10 protein-coding genes are annotated in these 15,968 nt (G+C 72.7%); 8 read left to right on the top strand and 2 right to left on the bottom strand.

The window, feature by feature from the left end; all coding sequences use genetic code 11:
• Positions 1 to 167: 167 nt before the first annotated feature.
• Positions 168 to 2,327 carry a RecQ family ATP-dependent DNA helicase gene (locus ACIPXC_RS09285; protein ID WP_401615166.1) on the bottom strand — a complete coding sequence of 720 codons (2,160 nt, stop codon included), beginning with the start codon at positions 2,325 to 2,327 and terminating at the stop codon, positions 168 to 170.
• Between the two features lie 122 nt (positions 2,328 to 2,449).
• On the opposite strand from ACIPXC_RS09285, the gene ACIPXC_RS09280 reads away from it, so the two are divergent.
• From ACIPXC_RS09280 to ACIPXC_RS09250, 7 genes are all read left to right on the top strand, one after another.
• Complete coding sequence (locus tag ACIPXC_RS09280) at positions 2,450 to 3,715, top strand: DUF4192 domain-containing protein (RefSeq protein WP_401615165.1); 1,266 nt, start codon at positions 2,450 to 2,452, stop codon at positions 3,713 to 3,715.
• A 209-nt stretch (positions 3,716 to 3,924) separates the two neighbouring features.
• Positions 3,925 to 5,913 (top strand): glycogen debranching N-terminal domain-containing protein, encoded by a 1,989-nt coding sequence (locus ACIPXC_RS09275; protein ID WP_401615163.1) that lies wholly within the window; start codon positions 3,925 to 3,927, stop codon positions 5,911 to 5,913.
• A gap of 168 nt (positions 5,914 to 6,081) precedes the next feature.
• On the top strand, positions 6,082 to 6,828 hold the full coding sequence (locus ACIPXC_RS09270; protein WP_046779647.1) for an NUDIX domain-containing protein: 747 nt from the start codon (positions 6,082 to 6,084) through the stop codon (positions 6,826 to 6,828).
• 224 nt (positions 6,829 to 7,052) lie between these two features.
• Complete coding sequence (locus ACIPXC_RS09265) at positions 7,053 to 8,834, top strand: ATP-binding cassette domain-containing protein (RefSeq protein WP_401615161.1); 1,782 nt, start codon at positions 7,053 to 7,055, stop codon at positions 8,832 to 8,834.
• Between the two features lie 191 nt (positions 8,835 to 9,025).
• The gene (locus ACIPXC_RS09260) at positions 9,026 to 9,913 is read left to right on the top strand and encodes a FadR/GntR family transcriptional regulator (RefSeq protein WP_401615159.1); all 888 of its coding nucleotides are present in this window, start codon (positions 9,026 to 9,028) and stop codon (positions 9,911 to 9,913) included.
• A 373-nt stretch (positions 9,914 to 10,286) separates the two neighbouring features.
• Positions 10,287 to 11,891, top strand: coding sequence for an RNA polymerase sigma factor (locus ACIPXC_RS09255; RefSeq protein ID WP_401615157.1), 1,605 nt, complete (start codon positions 10,287 to 10,289; stop codon positions 11,889 to 11,891).
• Between the two features lie 136 nt (positions 11,892 to 12,027).
• Complete coding sequence (locus ACIPXC_RS09250; RefSeq protein ID WP_401615155.1) at positions 12,028 to 12,954, top strand: S1 family peptidase; 927 nt, start codon at positions 12,028 to 12,030, stop codon at positions 12,952 to 12,954.
• Between the two features lie 112 nt (positions 12,955 to 13,066).
• Here ACIPXC_RS09250 and ACIPXC_RS09245 read toward each other — a convergent pair whose 3' ends face one another.
• On the bottom strand, positions 13,067 to 13,300 hold the full coding sequence (locus ACIPXC_RS09245; protein ID WP_030028922.1) for a hypothetical protein: 234 nt from the start codon (positions 13,298 to 13,300) through the stop codon (positions 13,067 to 13,069).
• A 447-nt stretch (positions 13,301 to 13,747) separates the two neighbouring features.
• On the opposite strand from ACIPXC_RS09245, the gene ACIPXC_RS09240 reads away from it, so the two are divergent.
• Positions 13,748 to 15,868, top strand: a complete 2,121-nt coding sequence (locus tag ACIPXC_RS09240) for a type IIA DNA topoisomerase subunit B (protein ID WP_401615154.1) — start codon at positions 13,748 to 13,750, stop codon at positions 15,866 to 15,868.
• Positions 15,869 to 15,968: the final 100 nt, after the last annotated feature.

Genomic DNA, 15,968 nt, shown 5'->3' with positions numbered 1-15,968 from the left:
GGGCGCGCCGCAGCACGGCCCAGGAGGGTGCCGAGGAGCCGAGCGGGAGCACTCCAATTCTCGCGTGGCTTCCGAGCATGCGGCAACGAGCAATTGATGACGCCGACCGGAATTCGCCGGTATGCCGTTCATATCCTTGCCCCGCCACGCCGAGAACGACGCATCGGTCACCCCTGGAGCGCCAGCACCAGCGGGAACACCTCCTTTGCGCCTGCACGTCGCAGGAGTCGGGCAGCCACAGCGAGTGTCCATCCGCTCTCCGCGCGGTCGTCCACGAGGAGTACCGGTCCGGGCGTCCGCTCCAGCGCCGCAGCCAGATCCTGCGGAACGGCCAGGGCGTGGTGGAGACCACGGACCCGTTGGGCGCTGTTGGAGGACGCCAGCCCGAACTCGGGCACCTGATCGGTGTAGGCGACCGTGCCCAGCAGGGGCATCCGCCCCACCTCGGCGATCCGTGCGGCCAGCGAACCCACCAACTGGGGGCGGCTGCGCGACGGCAGCGCCACCACACCCGCCGGACGTTCCGGTGCGTCCGGGGCCCCGGAGGCCCAACCGCCGGGGCCCCGGGCCCAGTCGGCGAGCACGGAGACGACAGCCTGCGCGACATCGTCCGGAACCGGTTGGTCGGGAGCCTGCGGGGCGAGCATCGGGCGCAGCCGGTTGCCCCAGCCGATGTCGGACAGTCGGCCCAGGGCGCGGCCCGTCGAGGCCTGCTCCCCGGCGGGAATACGCCCCTTGAGGTCCACACCGACCGCGGGGAGACCGGTCGGCCACATCTTGCGAGGCTCCAACTCCACACCGGGACGGCCGAGCTCACCACGCGCGGTGTCCAGAGCGGTGGTGGTCACCTCGGCGGTGAACCGTGCCCCCGCGCAGTTGTCGCAGCGTCCGCAGGGAGCTGCCTCCTCGTCGTCGAGCTGTCGGCGCAGGAACTCCATCCGGCAGCCCGTGGCCGCCGCGTAGTCGCGCATGGCCTGCTGCTCGGCGGCGCGCTGGCGGGCCACCCAGGCGTACCGCTCGGCGTCGTACACCCACGGCTCACCCGTCGAGGTCCAGCCACCCTTGACGCGGTGCACGGCGCCGTCGACGTCGAGGACCTTCAGCATGGTCTCCAGCCGCGTGCGGCGTAGATCGACCAGCGGCTCCAGGGCGGGAAGGGACAGCGGACGCCCCGCCTGGGCGAGGACGTCGAGGGTGCGGCGCACCTGTTCCTCGGGCGGGAAGGCGACCGACGCGAAGTACTGCCAGATCGCCTCGTCCTCCCGGCCGGGCAGCAGCAGGACCTCAGCGTGCTCCACACCACGGCCCGCACGGCCGACCTGCTGGTAGTAGGCGATCGGCGAGGAGGGCGACCCCAGGTGCACGACGAAGCCCAGGTCGGGCTTGTCGAAGCCCATCCCGAGGGCGGAGGTGGCCACCAGCGCCTTGACCCGGTTCGCCTGCAGGTCGTCCTCGGCCTGCTGGCGGTCGGCGTTCTCCGTCTTGCCGGTGTACGAGGACACGGTGTGCCCGCGGTGGCGCAGGTACGCGGTGACCTCTTCGGCCGCCGCCACCGTCAGCGTGTAGATGATCCCGGATCCGGGCAGCTCGCCGAGGTGGTCCGCGAGCCAGGCCAGCCGGTGCGCCGCGTCGGGCAGGGTCAGGACCGCCAGGCTGAGGCTCTCGCGGTCCAGCGGGCCGCGCAGCACCAGCGCGTCCGTGCCGGCGCCGGTGCCCAGCTGCTCGGCGACGTCGGCGGTCACGCGGGCGTTGGCCGTGGCGGTCGTCGCGAGGACCGGGACACCCGGCGGCAGGTCCGCCAGCATGGTGCGCAGCCGACGGTAGTCGGGGCGGAAGTCGTGCCCCCAGTCGGAGATGCAGTGCGCCTCGTCCACCACGAGCAGGCCGGTGGCCGCCGAGAGCTTGGGGAGCACCTGGTCGCGGAAGTCCGGGTTGTTCAGCCGCTCCGGGCTCACCAGCAGGACGTCGACCTCGCCCGCCGCGACCTCGGCCTGGATCCCTTCCCACTCCTCGGGGTTGGCGGAGTTGATGGTGCGGGCGCGGATCCCGGCCCGGGCCGCCGCCTCGACCTGATTGCGCATCAGTGCGAGGAGCGGAGAGACGATCACGGTCGGTCCGGCGCCCGCCGCCCGCAGCAGCGACGTCGCGACGAAGTACACGGCGGACTTGCCCCAGCCCGTGCGCTGGACCACCAGGGCCCGCCGCTTGTGCGCGACGAGGGCCTCGATCGCGAGCCACTGGTCCTCGCGCAGCCGGGCGGTGCCCGTGGGGTCCCCCACGAGACGGGCGAGTACGGAGTCGGCCGAGAACCTCAGGTCTGCGTTCATGCCCCCATGCAACCCGATGCCTCCGACATCGCGCCAATGCTGCTCGCGCGCTGTGGAAGTTGAAGCGTCAACACTTATCCACAGGGCTTTCGGGATCGGATCGGGCACGGGACCTTCGGGGCATGACGAACAACAGCGAATCCCGCCGCCCGTCCGACCGGTTCTTCACCAGCCCGGCCGGAACCACCGACGAACCTCAGATCACCCTGCGCAGCCCGGCCGAACTGGCCGACGCACTGCCCTACATGCTCGGCTTCCACCCGTCCGACTCCCTCGTCATGGTCGCCGTGCACGGCGAGGGCGGGCGCTTCGGCGGCCGGCTCCGCGTCGGTATCCCCGCCGCTCCCGCCGAGTGGGAGGACACCGCACGCCAGGTCGCGGACTGCCTCGTCCGGGGCAGCGAACGACGCGGGGGCAGGCCCGACGGCATCGTCGTCTACCTCTGCCAGGAGCCTCGCGGGGAGGAGGACGGCCAGGGCGTGATGACCCGGCTGCGGCCGCTCGCCCAGCGGATCAGGCTGGCCTGCGGCGCCCTGGACGTGCCGGTGCTGGAAGCCCTGTGCCTGTCAGCGGGCCGCTTCTGGTCCTACGTCTGTCCCGACGAACGGTGCTGCCCTGCCGAGGGCAGGCCGCTCGCCCCGGTCGGCACCTCGGTGATGGCCGCCGCCGCCACCTTCGCCGGTCTCCGGATCCGCGGCTCCCTCGAAGAGATCGAGGGCAGGCTGGCGCCCCTGCGCGGGGCCCTGGCCGAGGAGGCGGAGCGGGCATTGGACCGGGCCGCCGCCGCCCTGATGCCGAGGATCCTCCACGGGGCCACCCGGGAGGAGGTCGGAGCCGAGACGATCACACTGGCACAGGACCTGATGCGGCGCATGACCCTGGCACCACCCGCCGAGGGCGGCACCCGGGGCGACGACTGGGACGACGCGCTGCTCGGCCACGACGAGGCGGCCTCACTGATCCTCGGTCTCCAGGACCGCGAGGTCCGCGACATCGCGGCCGAGTGGATGGAGGGGGAGGAGGCGGCCCCCGCCCTGCGCCTGTGGCGGGCCCTCGCCCGCCGCTGTGTCGGCGCCTACGGCGAGCACGCCGCGGCACCCCTCACCCTGGCCGGCTGGGTCTCCTGGTCCACCGGCGACGAACCGACCGCCCGGATCGCCCTCGGCCTGGCCCTGCGGGCCGACGCCGAATACCGCTTCGCCCAACTGCTCCACCACGCCTGCAACGAGGGAATCGACCCCGAAGGGCTGCGGCAGTGCCTGAGGGAGGAGCGTCGCCGCCGGGAGCCCAGGCGCAGCCGGGCCGCCGCCGTGACCAGGCCGCCCGGCCGGCGGGGTCGGACGGCACCCCGGCGCGGGTCCCGCCGCACCGCGGGGAGCGGGCAGTGAGCGCGCGCCGGCCGCTGCACGGCCGACCCGCGCGGTTGCTCCGCGGTGCGCCGAGCCCGGCCCCGGGCAGCGGGCTCCGCCCGCAGGGCACCCGGCCGCAGCCGCGGCCCGTGACCCGCGCGGGGGCGGGGGCGTTCAGCTGGGGGGAGGTGCCGCCCCGGCCGCGCCACCGCCCATCTGAACCCACCGGAGCGCAGACAAGGCGACACATGTCTCACCTCGCACCTCCCCGCCCAGTCGGCGTGCCCGCGGCCCGCAGGCCCGAGCTGCCGCCCGTGCACGGCGCCGTCATCTGCGTCGCAGCCCCCTGTCTGGTCATCTCGCCGGAGCACGGCCAGCTGACCGGGCGGGGGATCGACGGGGTCTACCGCTCCGGGCGCCGGCTCCTCTCCCGCTGCGTGCTGCGTGTCGGAGGCCGGGAACCGGTCGCCCTCCAGGGGCGCAGCCTCGGGGCGGACCGCGCCGCCTTCACCGCGACCGTGCGTACCGGCGCCGAGCCCGGCCCCGACCCCGACATCGGTGTGGAACGGGTCCGTCACGCCGACGGCACCGAACGGATCACCCTGCGCAGCTACACGGCCCGGCCGGTACGCCTCCCCGTTGAGGTGCTGCTCGGCACCGACCTGGCGGAGCTGGCCGCCGTGGCCGCCGGCCAGGCCGGGCCGGAGCTGCCCGCGGGCGTGCACGCGGCCGGCCTGCGCTGGAGCACGGGCGGAGCGCAAGCCGTCACCACGGCGGAGCCCGCGCCCGACGACGCCGTCGCCTCGGCCGGGCTGCTGCGCTGGCAACTCGAACTGGGCCCGGGCGAAACCCGCACCATCGAGCTCCGGACCACACAGGACCGGGTGGTGCGGGCTCCCGTCGGCCATGTCGCGAACCCGCTGGCCGACGCCCGGGTCGAAGGGGACGACCCGAGGGCCGAGGCGTGGTTCCGCGCGAGCGTCGAGGACCTGGGCGCGCTGCTCGCCCGGGACCCCGAGCAGCCCGGCGACGTCTTCGCGGTGGCCGGGGTGCCCTGGCGGCTCGGACTGGCGCCGGCGGAGTCCCTCTGGACCGCCCGTATGGCGCTGCCGCTGGGGACCGGGCTCGCCGCCGCCACCCTGCGCATCCTCGCCCGGACGCAGGCCGCGGGGCACGGGACCGACGTGGGAAGGATCCCGGGGCCCCTGCGCGGAGCGGGCCCCCAACTGCCGCCGGCCTGCACCGGCACCGAGGCGACCCTCGCCTTTCCGGCGGTGCTCGCCGAAGCCCGCCTCTGGGGCATGGCGGAGGAGGAGGTAGCCCGCCTGCTGCCGGCGGCCGAGCGGTGCCTCGACTGGCTGCGCGGCGCCTTCGGCGAGGACGGCTTCCTGGCCGATCCCGACCCCGGCCCCCGGCGCTGTGAGACCCAGGCTCACGCCCACCGGGCCGCCGTGCTCGGCGCGGACCTCCTCGCCGGATGCGGACGGCCCGGAGCCGAGGAGTGGCGGGAGCGGGCGGCCGAGCTGCGCGAGCGGTTCCGGGAAAGGTTCTGGATCGACGGCCCGGACGGCGGCCGGCCGGCCGCGGCCCTGCACCCCGACGGTCGGCCGCTGCCCCGACTGACCGGAGCCGCCTCCCATCTGCTCGACACCGGTCTCGCAGGTGGCGGCCGGCTCGCCCCCGGGCTCCTCGACCGGACCCGGACCGAGCAACTGGCCCGGCTGTTCGGTGCCCCCGGCATGGACTGCGGATGGGGGCTGCGGAGCATGGCCCTCAAGGAGCCCGGACACAACCCCTTCGGCCACCGCTCGGGTGCGGTACGGGCGTACGAGAGCGCCGTCGCCGCGTCCGGCCTGGCCGCGGCGGGCTTCGAGAAGGAGGCGGCAGGCCTGCTCAGAGGACTCCTGGACGCGGCGGAAGCCTTCGGGTACCGCTTGCCGGAGATGTTCGCCGCCGAGCAGCGCACCGCCGGCAGCGTTCCCGTCCCGCACCCGGCGGCCTGCCGTCCCGCCGCCGTGGCCGCGGCCGCGGGGATCCACGTACTGACCGCCCTCGCCGGAATCCGTCCCGACGCCCCCGCGGGCACCGTCGCCCTCGTGCCGCTCCCCGGCGCCCCCCTCGGCGCGATCCGGCTCGCGGGTCTGCGGGTGGCGGGGGAGCCCTTCTCCGTCCGGGTCGGCCGACTCGGCCTCGGCATGGTGGAGGAGGCCGCGGATGCGCTCCAACTGGGTGGGTAGCCGGGTGCCGGGGACGGGCTTGCTGCGGACCGTGACGTTCCTACCGCGGCTCGCGGACCGCGTACATCGCAGGCCGCGCCCGCCGGGCACACCCGCCGGCCCGCGGGCCGTTGTCTTCAAGGTCACCAAAGCGCTGTTTATCGTCAGGCAGACGACTATGATCGCGGCATGTCGCCCTACGACCCGTCGGCCTATCCGCCCTTCGCAGTCACCGTCGACCTGGTCGTGCTCACCGTGCGGCGCCACGCGCTCTGCGCGTTGGTCGTCCGGCGGGGTGAGCAGCCGTTCCAGGGGCGCTGGGCGCTGCCCGGCGGATTCGTCCGAGACGAGGAGGATCTCGCGGCCGCCGCCGCCAGAGAGCTCTCCGAGGAAACCGGCCTGTGCGCGCACGACCCCGCCATGCCGGGCGCGGGCAACGGGGCGCACCTCGAACAGCTGGCCACCTACGGTGACCCCAAGCGGGATCCGCGCATGCGTGTCGTCAGCGTGGCGCATCTGGTGCTGGCTCCGGACCTCCCCGCGCCCCGTGCCGGTGGTGACGCCAACAGCGCGCGCTGGGCCCCCGTCGACGAGCTCCTGGCACTCGGTGACGAAGGCTCCGCAGGCCTCGCCTTCGACCACGCGCAGATCCTCGCCGACGGTGTGGAGCGAGCCCGCTCGAAGATCGAATACTCCTCCCTGGCCACGGCTTTCTGCCCGCCCGAGTTCACCGTCGGGGAACTGCGCAGGGTGTACGAGGCCGTGTGGGGGGTGGCCCTGGACCCGCGCAACTTCCACCGCAAGGTCACCGGCACTCCCGGCTTCCTGGTGCCGGCCGGCGGAACGACGACCCGTCAGGGCGGGCGCCCGGCCCAGCTGTTCCGGGCCGGCGGGGCGACCCTGCTCAATCCGCCGATGCTGCGCCCGGAGGTCTGACGCCGCGGCGCACGCACCACCGGTCCCGTGCCGGGCGGCGACCGGACCCGGCCCTTGGCCGAGGACGGGCCCCCGGTTGAGGGTGGGTCCCCGGTTGGGGGTGAGCCCGACGGAACGATCGGCATTCCATCGGACCGGTTGCGCCGAAAATCTGACATATCGCGTTATCTTGCTTGGGGTACTCACCCTGCCGCTGAGCGGTCTCACCCCCCGCGAGAGAAGCGATGCTCCAGGCCATCGGACTCACCAGCAATCCACGTTCCGACGCCCCGCCCCTAGTGGACGACCTCACCTTCGAGGCCCGCCCGGGGCACGTGACCGCCCTGCTCGGCGAGCCGGGATCGGGCAAGACGACCGCCCTGCGGCTCATGCTCGAACTCGAACCGGGCCGCGGCGTCACCTACTTCCGCGGCCGCCCGCTGCACCGGATCCCGCACCCCGGCCGTGAGGTGGGGGTGGTGCTCGCAGACGTCCCCGGCAATCCGGCACGGTCCGTCCGCAACCAGCTGCGGATGCTCTGCGCCGCCGCCGGGGTGCCCGCCTCCCGGGCCGACACCATGCTCGAGGTCGTCGGTATCGCAGGCTTGCGCGACGAGCGCCTCGGCTCGCTGTCGCTCGGCATGGAGCGCAGGGTCGCCCTCGCCTCGGCACTGCTCGGCGATCCTTGCGTCCTGCTCCTCGACGAGCCCGCCGCGGGCCTCTCCCCCCGGGAACGCGGCTGGCTGTACGGACTGCTGCGCGGCCACGCCTCCCTCGGGGGAGCCGTGCTCTTCACCACGGCCGACGCCAAGGAGGCGGCCCGGAGCGCCGACCGCGTCGTCAGCATCGAGGCGGGCCGCCTCGTGGCCGACCAGGAGGCCGCGGAGTTCGCGCGCACCCGGCTGAGGCCCAGGGTCGCCGTGCGGACCCCGCACGCCGCCCGGCTGGCCGACGTCCTGGGCAAGGAGGCCCGCGCGGCCCAGCGCGCGGTGGAGATCGTCGAGGAGAGCGGCAGCCGCCTGTCGGTGTACGGCAGCAACTGCGCCGAGGTGGGTGAGGCCGCGTTCCGCCACGGCGTGCTGGTCCACCAGCTCGCCGACGAGACCGGCGACGCCGGCGCGCCGACCTCGCCGGTACCGCACGCCAGGGCCGCGGCCGCCGCCGGGACCGGCACCGCGCCGGAGCGTGCCGAGGCCTCCGGCGGCCGTTCCCGGCGAGCCCGCTCCCAGGGCCCGGTCTCGGCCGTACGGCGCGTGGGCGGGCCGCTGCGGCCCCTGCGCTACGAGCTGCTCCGCGTGTCCGGCACCGCCACCCCCGCCCTCACCGCCGCCCTCGTGCTCGTGGTCTCCGTCCTCACCGCCCTGGTGCTCGCCCGGGCCGGGCAGACCCCGCAGGCCAGGCTGCTCGCGGCCTGGCCCGAGCTGCTGCCGCTGCCCCCCGCCGCACTGGGCGCGGGACTGCTCGGCGCGCTGGCCTTCGGCGAGGAGTACCGCTACCCCGCCCTCGCGGCCGACCGGGGCACCGTGCCGCGGCGGCTGGGGCTGCTCACCGCGAAGCTCGGCGTCTGCGCCGCGCTCGCCCTGGTGCTGGGCGCTGCGGTGGTCGCCGCCGACGCCGCCGCCCTGGCAGTCGTCTTCGGCAGCGGCCCCCTGCGGGCCCCGGCGGAGTGGCTCTCCCCGGCGGCTAGTTGGGCCGGCCTGCTGATCGGCTGCGCCTGGGCCGGCGTGCTGGCCTCCGGCGTCTTCCGGTCCGCCGCCGCGGGACTGGCGGCGGTGCTCGCCGTGCCCGTGGGAGTGGTGCCGCTGGTGCGTCAGGCGCTGGAAGGCTCGTCCGCCTACCCGGTGACCGGACTCGCGTCCCGGCTGCGTGGCCTGTCCTGGGTGCAGTGGCCGCCGGAGGCGGACCGGCTGCTGGTGGGGGCCCTCCGGGTGATGACCCAACCCGTCGCGACTGCCCTGCTGTTGTCGCTGATGGTCCTGTTGTGCGCCTATGGGTTCACCGGACTGCGCAGCAGGGTCCGTTGGTGATCGTTCCGACGCCGGAGCGGTCACGGACGGGACCGTTGTCGTCCATGTCGCGTCAAGGGGACCGTAACTCCCCGCAATAGGCCCGGTTCTTTACGATAAGTCGTCAATTGCGCAGGTGGCACCGATCACCCTTTCGTGTGCTTTTCACCAAAGACCTCAAGGGTCATGGAGGCACGACCGACAAAGGATTCGTGAGTACCCTTGCGCACACCATGATGACCGCCGCCCGCCATGCCGACTCCGGCCTCGCCGGCGCGGGCGAACTCGACCGCTACCCCTACGCGGAGGCCCCCGGGTCCGACCGTGTCGGGCCACCCCACTGGGACGGCGCCGACGTCGAGTTGAGCCGGGTCGGCCGCCGCGCGGCAGGCAGCCGTGGCCGTGGGCTGCACGGCCAACTCGTCCAGCAGCTCGGTCAGATGATCGTCTCCGGCGATCTCGGTGCCGACCGCCCGCTGGTCCCGGAGGAGATCGGCCAGCGCTTCGAGGTCTCCCGCACGGTCGTCCGCGAATCGCTGCGGGTCCTGGAGGCCAAGGGCCTCGTCAGCGCCCGCCCCAACGTGGGCACCCGGGTCCGCCCCGTCGCCGACTGGAACCTGCTCGACCCCGACATCATCGAGTGGCGCGCCTTCGGGCCCCAGCGCGACGACCAGCGCCGCGAGCTCGGCGAGCTCCGCTGGACGATCGAACCGCTCGCCGCCCGCCTCGCCGCCGGCCACGGCCGCCCGGACGTCCAGCAGCGTCTGGCCGACATGGTCGAGATCATGGGACACGCCCTCGGCCAGGGGGACTCGATCACCTTCGCGCGCGCCGACAACGAGTTCCACGCGCTCCTCATCCAGGTCGCCGGCAACCGCATGCTGGAGCACCTCTCCGGCATCGTCTCGGCCGCCCTCCAGGTCTCCGGCAGCCCGATGACCTCCTGCGACCGCCCGAGCGAGACCTCCGTCGCGCACCACGCACGGATGGTCGAAGCCCTCGCCACGGGTGACGCGGCGGGCGCCGAGAACGCGATGCGCCAGCTTCTGACGGTTCATCCGGAGGTCGAGCGCGTGGTCCCCGCCCCGCGCGAGCACTGACGGGCGGGCGCGCGGGGGTGAACGACGCGTCGCCGGGCCCGGCCGGGCCCGGCGACACCGGCGTGCGGACCTCCTTCGGATCTCCCTCCGGAGCCGCCGCGGCCCATCCACAACCGCGGGGTACGACGCCATGACCGGCGCTCGCGCGTACGGGGTGTGACTCGGGCCACGAAGATTGGGCGTAACGCTCCGCGAGGTCGCGCGATGACTTAAGAGGTGATGGCCGACGGAGGGAAGACAGCAGCCCTTGGGGGTGCTGTGCAGCTCCCCGGCCCCTGCCCGCGCCGCCGGCCCATCCCCGGTCGGTGGTCGTCGGCTCCGGTCCAGCACCACCAGGCCCGGGGTCGGAAGCCGTTCCCATCGTTCCGAGAGGTTGTTCGTGTCGGCCAGCACATCCCGTACGCTCCCGCCGGAGATCGCCGATTCCGAGTCTGTGATGGCGCTCATCGAGCGGGGCAAGGCCGAGGGGCAGATCGCCGGCGATGACGTGCGTCGGGCCTTCGAGGCTGACCAGATTCCTGCGACCCAGTGGAAGAATGTTCTGCGCAGCCTCAACCAGATCCTCGAGGAAGAGGGTGTGACGCTGATGGTCAGTGCCGCGGAGTCGCCCAAGCGCACCACCCGCAAGAGCGTCGCAGCGAAGAGCCCGGCCAAGCGGACGGCCACCGAACCCGTCAGGAAGACGGCGGCCAGGACGGCGGCGGCGCAGCCCGCGGCCCCCGCGGTCCCGGCGGCCCCGGCGGTGGACCCGCAGGCGCCGGACGACCTCGTCGAGGAGGCCGCGGCCGAGCCCGTCGCCAAGAAGGCGGCGGCGAAGAAGACGGCGGCCAAGAAGGCCGCGCCCGCCAAGAAGGCCGCCGCGAAGAAGACGGCGGCGAAGAAGACGGCGGCGAAGAAGACGGCGGCCAAGAAGGACGCCGACGTGGCCGGCGAGGACGAGAACTCGGACGAGGGGCCCGACGCGGTCAAGGCCGAGGGTGACGAGGAGGACGAGGGCGGGGAGAACAAGGGCTTCGTCATCTCGGACGACGAGGACGACGCCCCGGCCCAGCAGGTCGTGGTGGCCGGTGCCACCGCCGACCCGGTCAAGGACTACCTCAAGCAGATCGGCAAGGTCCCCCTCCTCAACGCCGAGCAGGAGGTCGAGCTCGCCAAACGGATCGAGGCGGGCCTGTTCGCCGAGGACAAGCTGGCGAACTCCGACAAGCTGGCACCCAAGCTCAAGCGCGAGCTGGAGATCATCGCCGAGGACGGCCGCCGCGCGAAGAACCACCTGCTGGAGGCCAACCTCCGTCTCGTGGTCTCCCTCGCCAAGCGCTACACCGGCCGCGGCATGCTCTTCCTGGACCTGATCCAGGAGGGCAACCTGGGCCTCATCCGCGCGGTCGAGAAGTTCGACTACACCAAGGGCTACAAGTTCTCGACCTACGCGACGTGGTGGATCCGGCAGGCGATCACGCGTGCCATGGCCGACCAGGCCCGCACCATCCGCATCCCCGTCCACATGGTCGAGGTCATCAACAAGCTCGCCCGCGTGCAGCGCCAGATGCTCCAGGACCTGGGCCGCGAGCCCACCCCGGAGGAGCTGGCCAAGGAACTCGACATGACCCCCGAGAAGGTCATTGAGGTCCAGAAGTACGGCCGTGAGCCGATCTCCCTGCACACGCCCCTCGGCGAGGACGGCGACAGCGAGTTCGGTGACCTCATCGAGGACTCCGAGGCAGTCGTCCCGGCCGACGCCGTGAGCTTCACGCTCCTGCAGGAACAGCTCCACTCGGTGCTCGACACCCTGAGCGAGCGCGAGGCCGGCGTGGTCTCGATGCGCTTCGGCCTCACGGACGGCCAGCCCAAGACCCTCGACGAGATCGGCAAGGTCTACGGGGTCACGCGTGAGCGGATCCGTCAGATCGAGTCGAAGACGATGTCGAAGCTGCGGCACCCGTCGCGCTCCCAGGTGCTGCGCGACTACCTGGACTGAGCGGGCCGGCGGGCCTCGGCTGCGGAGAGCGCCGAGGCCCGGCGCCGGCAGCCGCGGCGGTGGCCGCGCGGGTGCGCTCGGCCACCGGGCATCCCACTCTGGGTGGAGTCATGCACACTCGGAGTCAGGAGGCCTCATGCGTCGTCCCTTTGCCCGTGTCCTGGCGGGCGCGCTGACCCTGGCGGCGGGAGCGGCCGCGGCGCCGCTCGCCCAGATGCCCCAGGCGGCCGCGGACAGCGTGGTGATCGGCGGGAAGCCGGTGAAGGTGGCCGACAGTCCCTGGGTCGTGGCCCTGGCCAGCCGTGACCGGTTCGGGGGTACGCGGGACGGGCAGTTCTGCGGGGGTGTCGTCGTCGCCCCGACCACGGTGGTCACCGCGGCGCACTGTCTGGGCCGGCAGGTGCTCGGCGGCCCGGTCGAATCGGTGTCCGATTTCCGGGTGATCGCCGGCCGCACGGAGCTCCGGGCGGCCGACGGCCGGGAGATCGCGGTGCGGGGTGCGCGGGTGAACCCCGCCTACGACCCGCAGAGCAACGCCGGGGACCTCGCCGTGCTGGAGCTGGCGGAAGCCGTACCGGCGCACCACGTGCTCCCCATGGCGGAGGCGGGGCACCCCGCGTACGAGGCGGGCACCGCGGCGGACGTGTACGGCTGGGGCGACACCAGCGGCTTCGGTGACTATGCGTACGCCCTGCGTGCGGCGCGCGTGACCGTGCTGGCGGACGAGGTCTGCGGGCGCGCCTACCCCGGTGACGCGGACGGACAGTACCGGGCCGAATCCATGGTGTGCGCGGGGGACGGCGGGGGCGGCAAGGACGCCTGTCAGGGCGACAGCGGTGGACCGCTGGTGGCGCAGGGGAGGCTCATCGGGCTGGTCTCGTGGGGCCGGGGCTGCGGCCGCGCCGACAGCCCGGGCGTGTACACGCGCATCGCTCCGCTGGCCGGCTTCGTGACAGCCCAGGAGAGGGCCGCGCAGCCGCGCGGGGTCCAGGACGTCGCATGGGCACCCGGGAGGACCTCCGGGCCCCGGGCAGGGTCCGTACAGGGGCACCGTGCGGGTTAGCGGCGACCGACGACGGACGTGAGGACGGGCGGCACCCCTGGGTCTCAGGGGTGCCGCCCGTCGACCGGCCTGGCCGGTCCTGGCTCGTCGGATGCGAGGTTCGGCCTGTGTGTCAGCGGTCCTCGGGTTCGGCGTGGGCAGCCGGAGCGGACGTGAGCCGCTCGGTCTCATCCTGTATTTCCGCGGCGATCTTCTTGAGTTCCGGCTCGAACTTGCGCCCGTGGTGGGCGCAGAAGAGCAGTTCACCGCCGCTCAGCAGGACGACGCGCAGATATGCCTGGGCGCCGCAACGGTCGCATCGGTCAGCGGCCGTCAGCGGGGTCGCGGGTGTCAGAACAGTAGTCACGTCGCCTCTTCTCTAGCTCGACGAGCTGTCGTACCAGGGTCAACATCCAACCAGGCCGAAAACGTTCCCGCTCGCGGCTTTTCCTCGAAACTTCCTTCCGAAGCTGGCCGGCTGTTGCCGGTTGGCGGCGAAGGAGCCGTATTGCGTTGCTTTACGGTTTCGCGTTGTCACTCGTGCGCTTGTTGCAGTTCCATCCTCCCCGGCGAGAGTGCCAGGTTGTTCATGAGGACGTGCCCGAACCCTAAATGGTTCATGCGCGGAAGGGAACGTGATGTTTCCTTCACCCGCCCGGAGGATCGAACATCCGTACGGATCTGGACTAGGCTGAGGAAAGGGCGAGGGTGGCGTTGCATCGGCTCTACCTGGCCTCGGTACCCTTCGACGGGCACCCGAGCCACCCCTGCGCCCGACCGGGCCAGAAAAGAAATTCAGCGAGGAGCGAACTGCGTGACCGCCGACACGTCCGTGCCTTCCAGCGCGCTGCTGTCCGGAGCAGACCGGGACGGTTCCAACTACACCGCGCGGCACCTGCTCGTCCTCGAAGGGCTTGAAGCCGTCCGCAAGCGCCCCGGCATGTATATCGGCTCGACCGACAGCCGGGGCCTCATGCACTGCCTGTGGGAGATCATCGACAATTCCGTCGACGAGGCCCTGGGCGGGTACTGCGACCACATCGAAGTGATCCTCCACGAGGACTCCTCGGTCGAGGTCAGGGACAACGGCCGCGGCATCCCCGTGGACGTCGAGCCCAAGACCGGCCTGTCCGGCGTCGAGGTCGTCATGACCAAGCTGCACGCCGGTGGAAAGTTCGGCGGCGGCTCCTACGCGGCCTCCGGCGGCCTGCACGGCGTCGGCGCCTCGGTGGTCAACGCCCTCTCCGCCCGCCTGGACGTCGAGGTCGACCGGGGCAGCTCCACGCACGCCATCAGCTTCCGCCGTGGTGTCCCGGGCATGTTCACCGAGCCGGGCCCCGACAGCCCCTTCGACCCGGCGAACGGCCTGCGCAAGGTCAAGCGCATCGCCAAGGGCAGGACCGGCACCCGTATCCGCTACTGGTCCGACCGCCAGATCTTCCTCAAGGACGCCCGCCTCAGCCTGGAGACGCTCTACCAGCGCGCCCGCCAGACGGCCTTCCTCGTCCCCGGCCTGACCCTGGTCGTCCGCGACGAGCGGGCCATCGACGGGGCCGGCAAGACCGAGGAGACCTTCCGCTTCGACGGCGGCATCAGCGAGTTCTGCGAGTACCTCGCCCAGGACAAGGCCGCCTGCGACGTGCTCCGGCTGACGGGATCGGGCACGTTCAAGGAGACCGTCCCGGTCCTCGACGACCGCGGCCACATGACCCCCACCGAGGTCACCCGCGAGCTCGGCGTGGACATCGCGCTGCGCTGGGGCACGGGCTACGAGACCAACGTCAAGTCCTTCGTGAACATCATCGCCACCCCCAAGGGCGGCACCCACGTCACCGGCTTCGAACGCTCCGTGACCAAGACCGTCAACGAGGTGCTGCGCTCGGCCAAGCTGCTGCGCGTCGCCGAGGACGACGTGGTCAAGGACGACGCGATGGAGGGCATGACGGCCGTCGTCACCGTCCGCCTCGCCGAGCCGCAGTTCGAGGGGCAGACCAAGGAGGTGCTCGGTACCTCCGCCGCCACCCGGGTCGTCTCCGCCGTGGTCGCCAAGGAGCTCAAGGCCTTTCTGACCTCGACGAAGCGCGACGACAAGCAGCAGGCCCGCGCCGTGATGGAGAAGATCGTCGCGGCCGCCCGGACCCGGATCGCGGCCCGCCAGCACAAGGAGGCGCAGCGCCGCAAGACCGCGCTGGAGACCTCTTCGCTCCCGGCCAAGCTGGCCGACTGCCGCAGCGACGACGTGGACCGCAGCGAGCTCTTCATCGTCGAGGGCGACTCCGCGCTCGGCACCGCGAAGCTCGCCCGGAACTCCGAATTCCAGGCGCTCCTGCCGATCCGCGGCAAGATCCTCAACGTCCAGAAGTCCTCCGTCTCGGACATGCTCAAGAACGCCGAGTGCGGGGCGATCATCCAGGTCATAGGGGCCGGCTCGGGCCGGACCTTCGACATCGACGCGGCCCGCTACGGCAAGATCGTGCTGCTCGTCGACGCCGACGTGGACGGCGCGCACATCCGCTGCCTGCTGCTCACGCTCTTCCAGCGGTACATGCGGCCGATGGTCGAGGCCGGCCGGGTCTTCGCGGCCGTGCCACCGCTGCACCGGATCGAGCTGGTCCAGCCCAAGAAGGGCCAGGACAAGTACGTCTACACGTACTCGGACAACGAGCTGCGCCAGACCCTTCTGGAGTACCAGCGCAAGAACATCCGGTACAAGGACTCGATCCAGCGCTACAAGGGCCTCGGCGAGATGGACGCGGACCAGCTGGCGGAGACCACCATGGACCCCCGCTTCCGTACGCTGCGCCGGATCAACATCGGCGACCTGGACTCGGCCGAGCAGGTCTTCGACCTGCTCATGGGCAATGAGGTGGCGCCGCGCAAGGAGTTCATCACGAGCTCCGCGGCGACGCTGGACCGCTCGCGCATCGACGCCTGAGCCGAAGGGCAACGGTCGCCGGCGACGCCTGACACGGGCGGGCGCCACGGCATACCGGTGCCCTTCGCCCCATCACCTGTTGGAGTGAAGAGCACCGGTA

The sequence above is a fragment of the Streptomyces sp. NPDC090021 genome (assembly GCF_044748225.1).
Lineage (GTDB): Bacteria > Actinomycetota > Actinomycetes > Streptomycetales > Streptomycetaceae > Streptomyces.
This window is presented reverse-complemented; position numbering and strand designations above follow the sequence as displayed.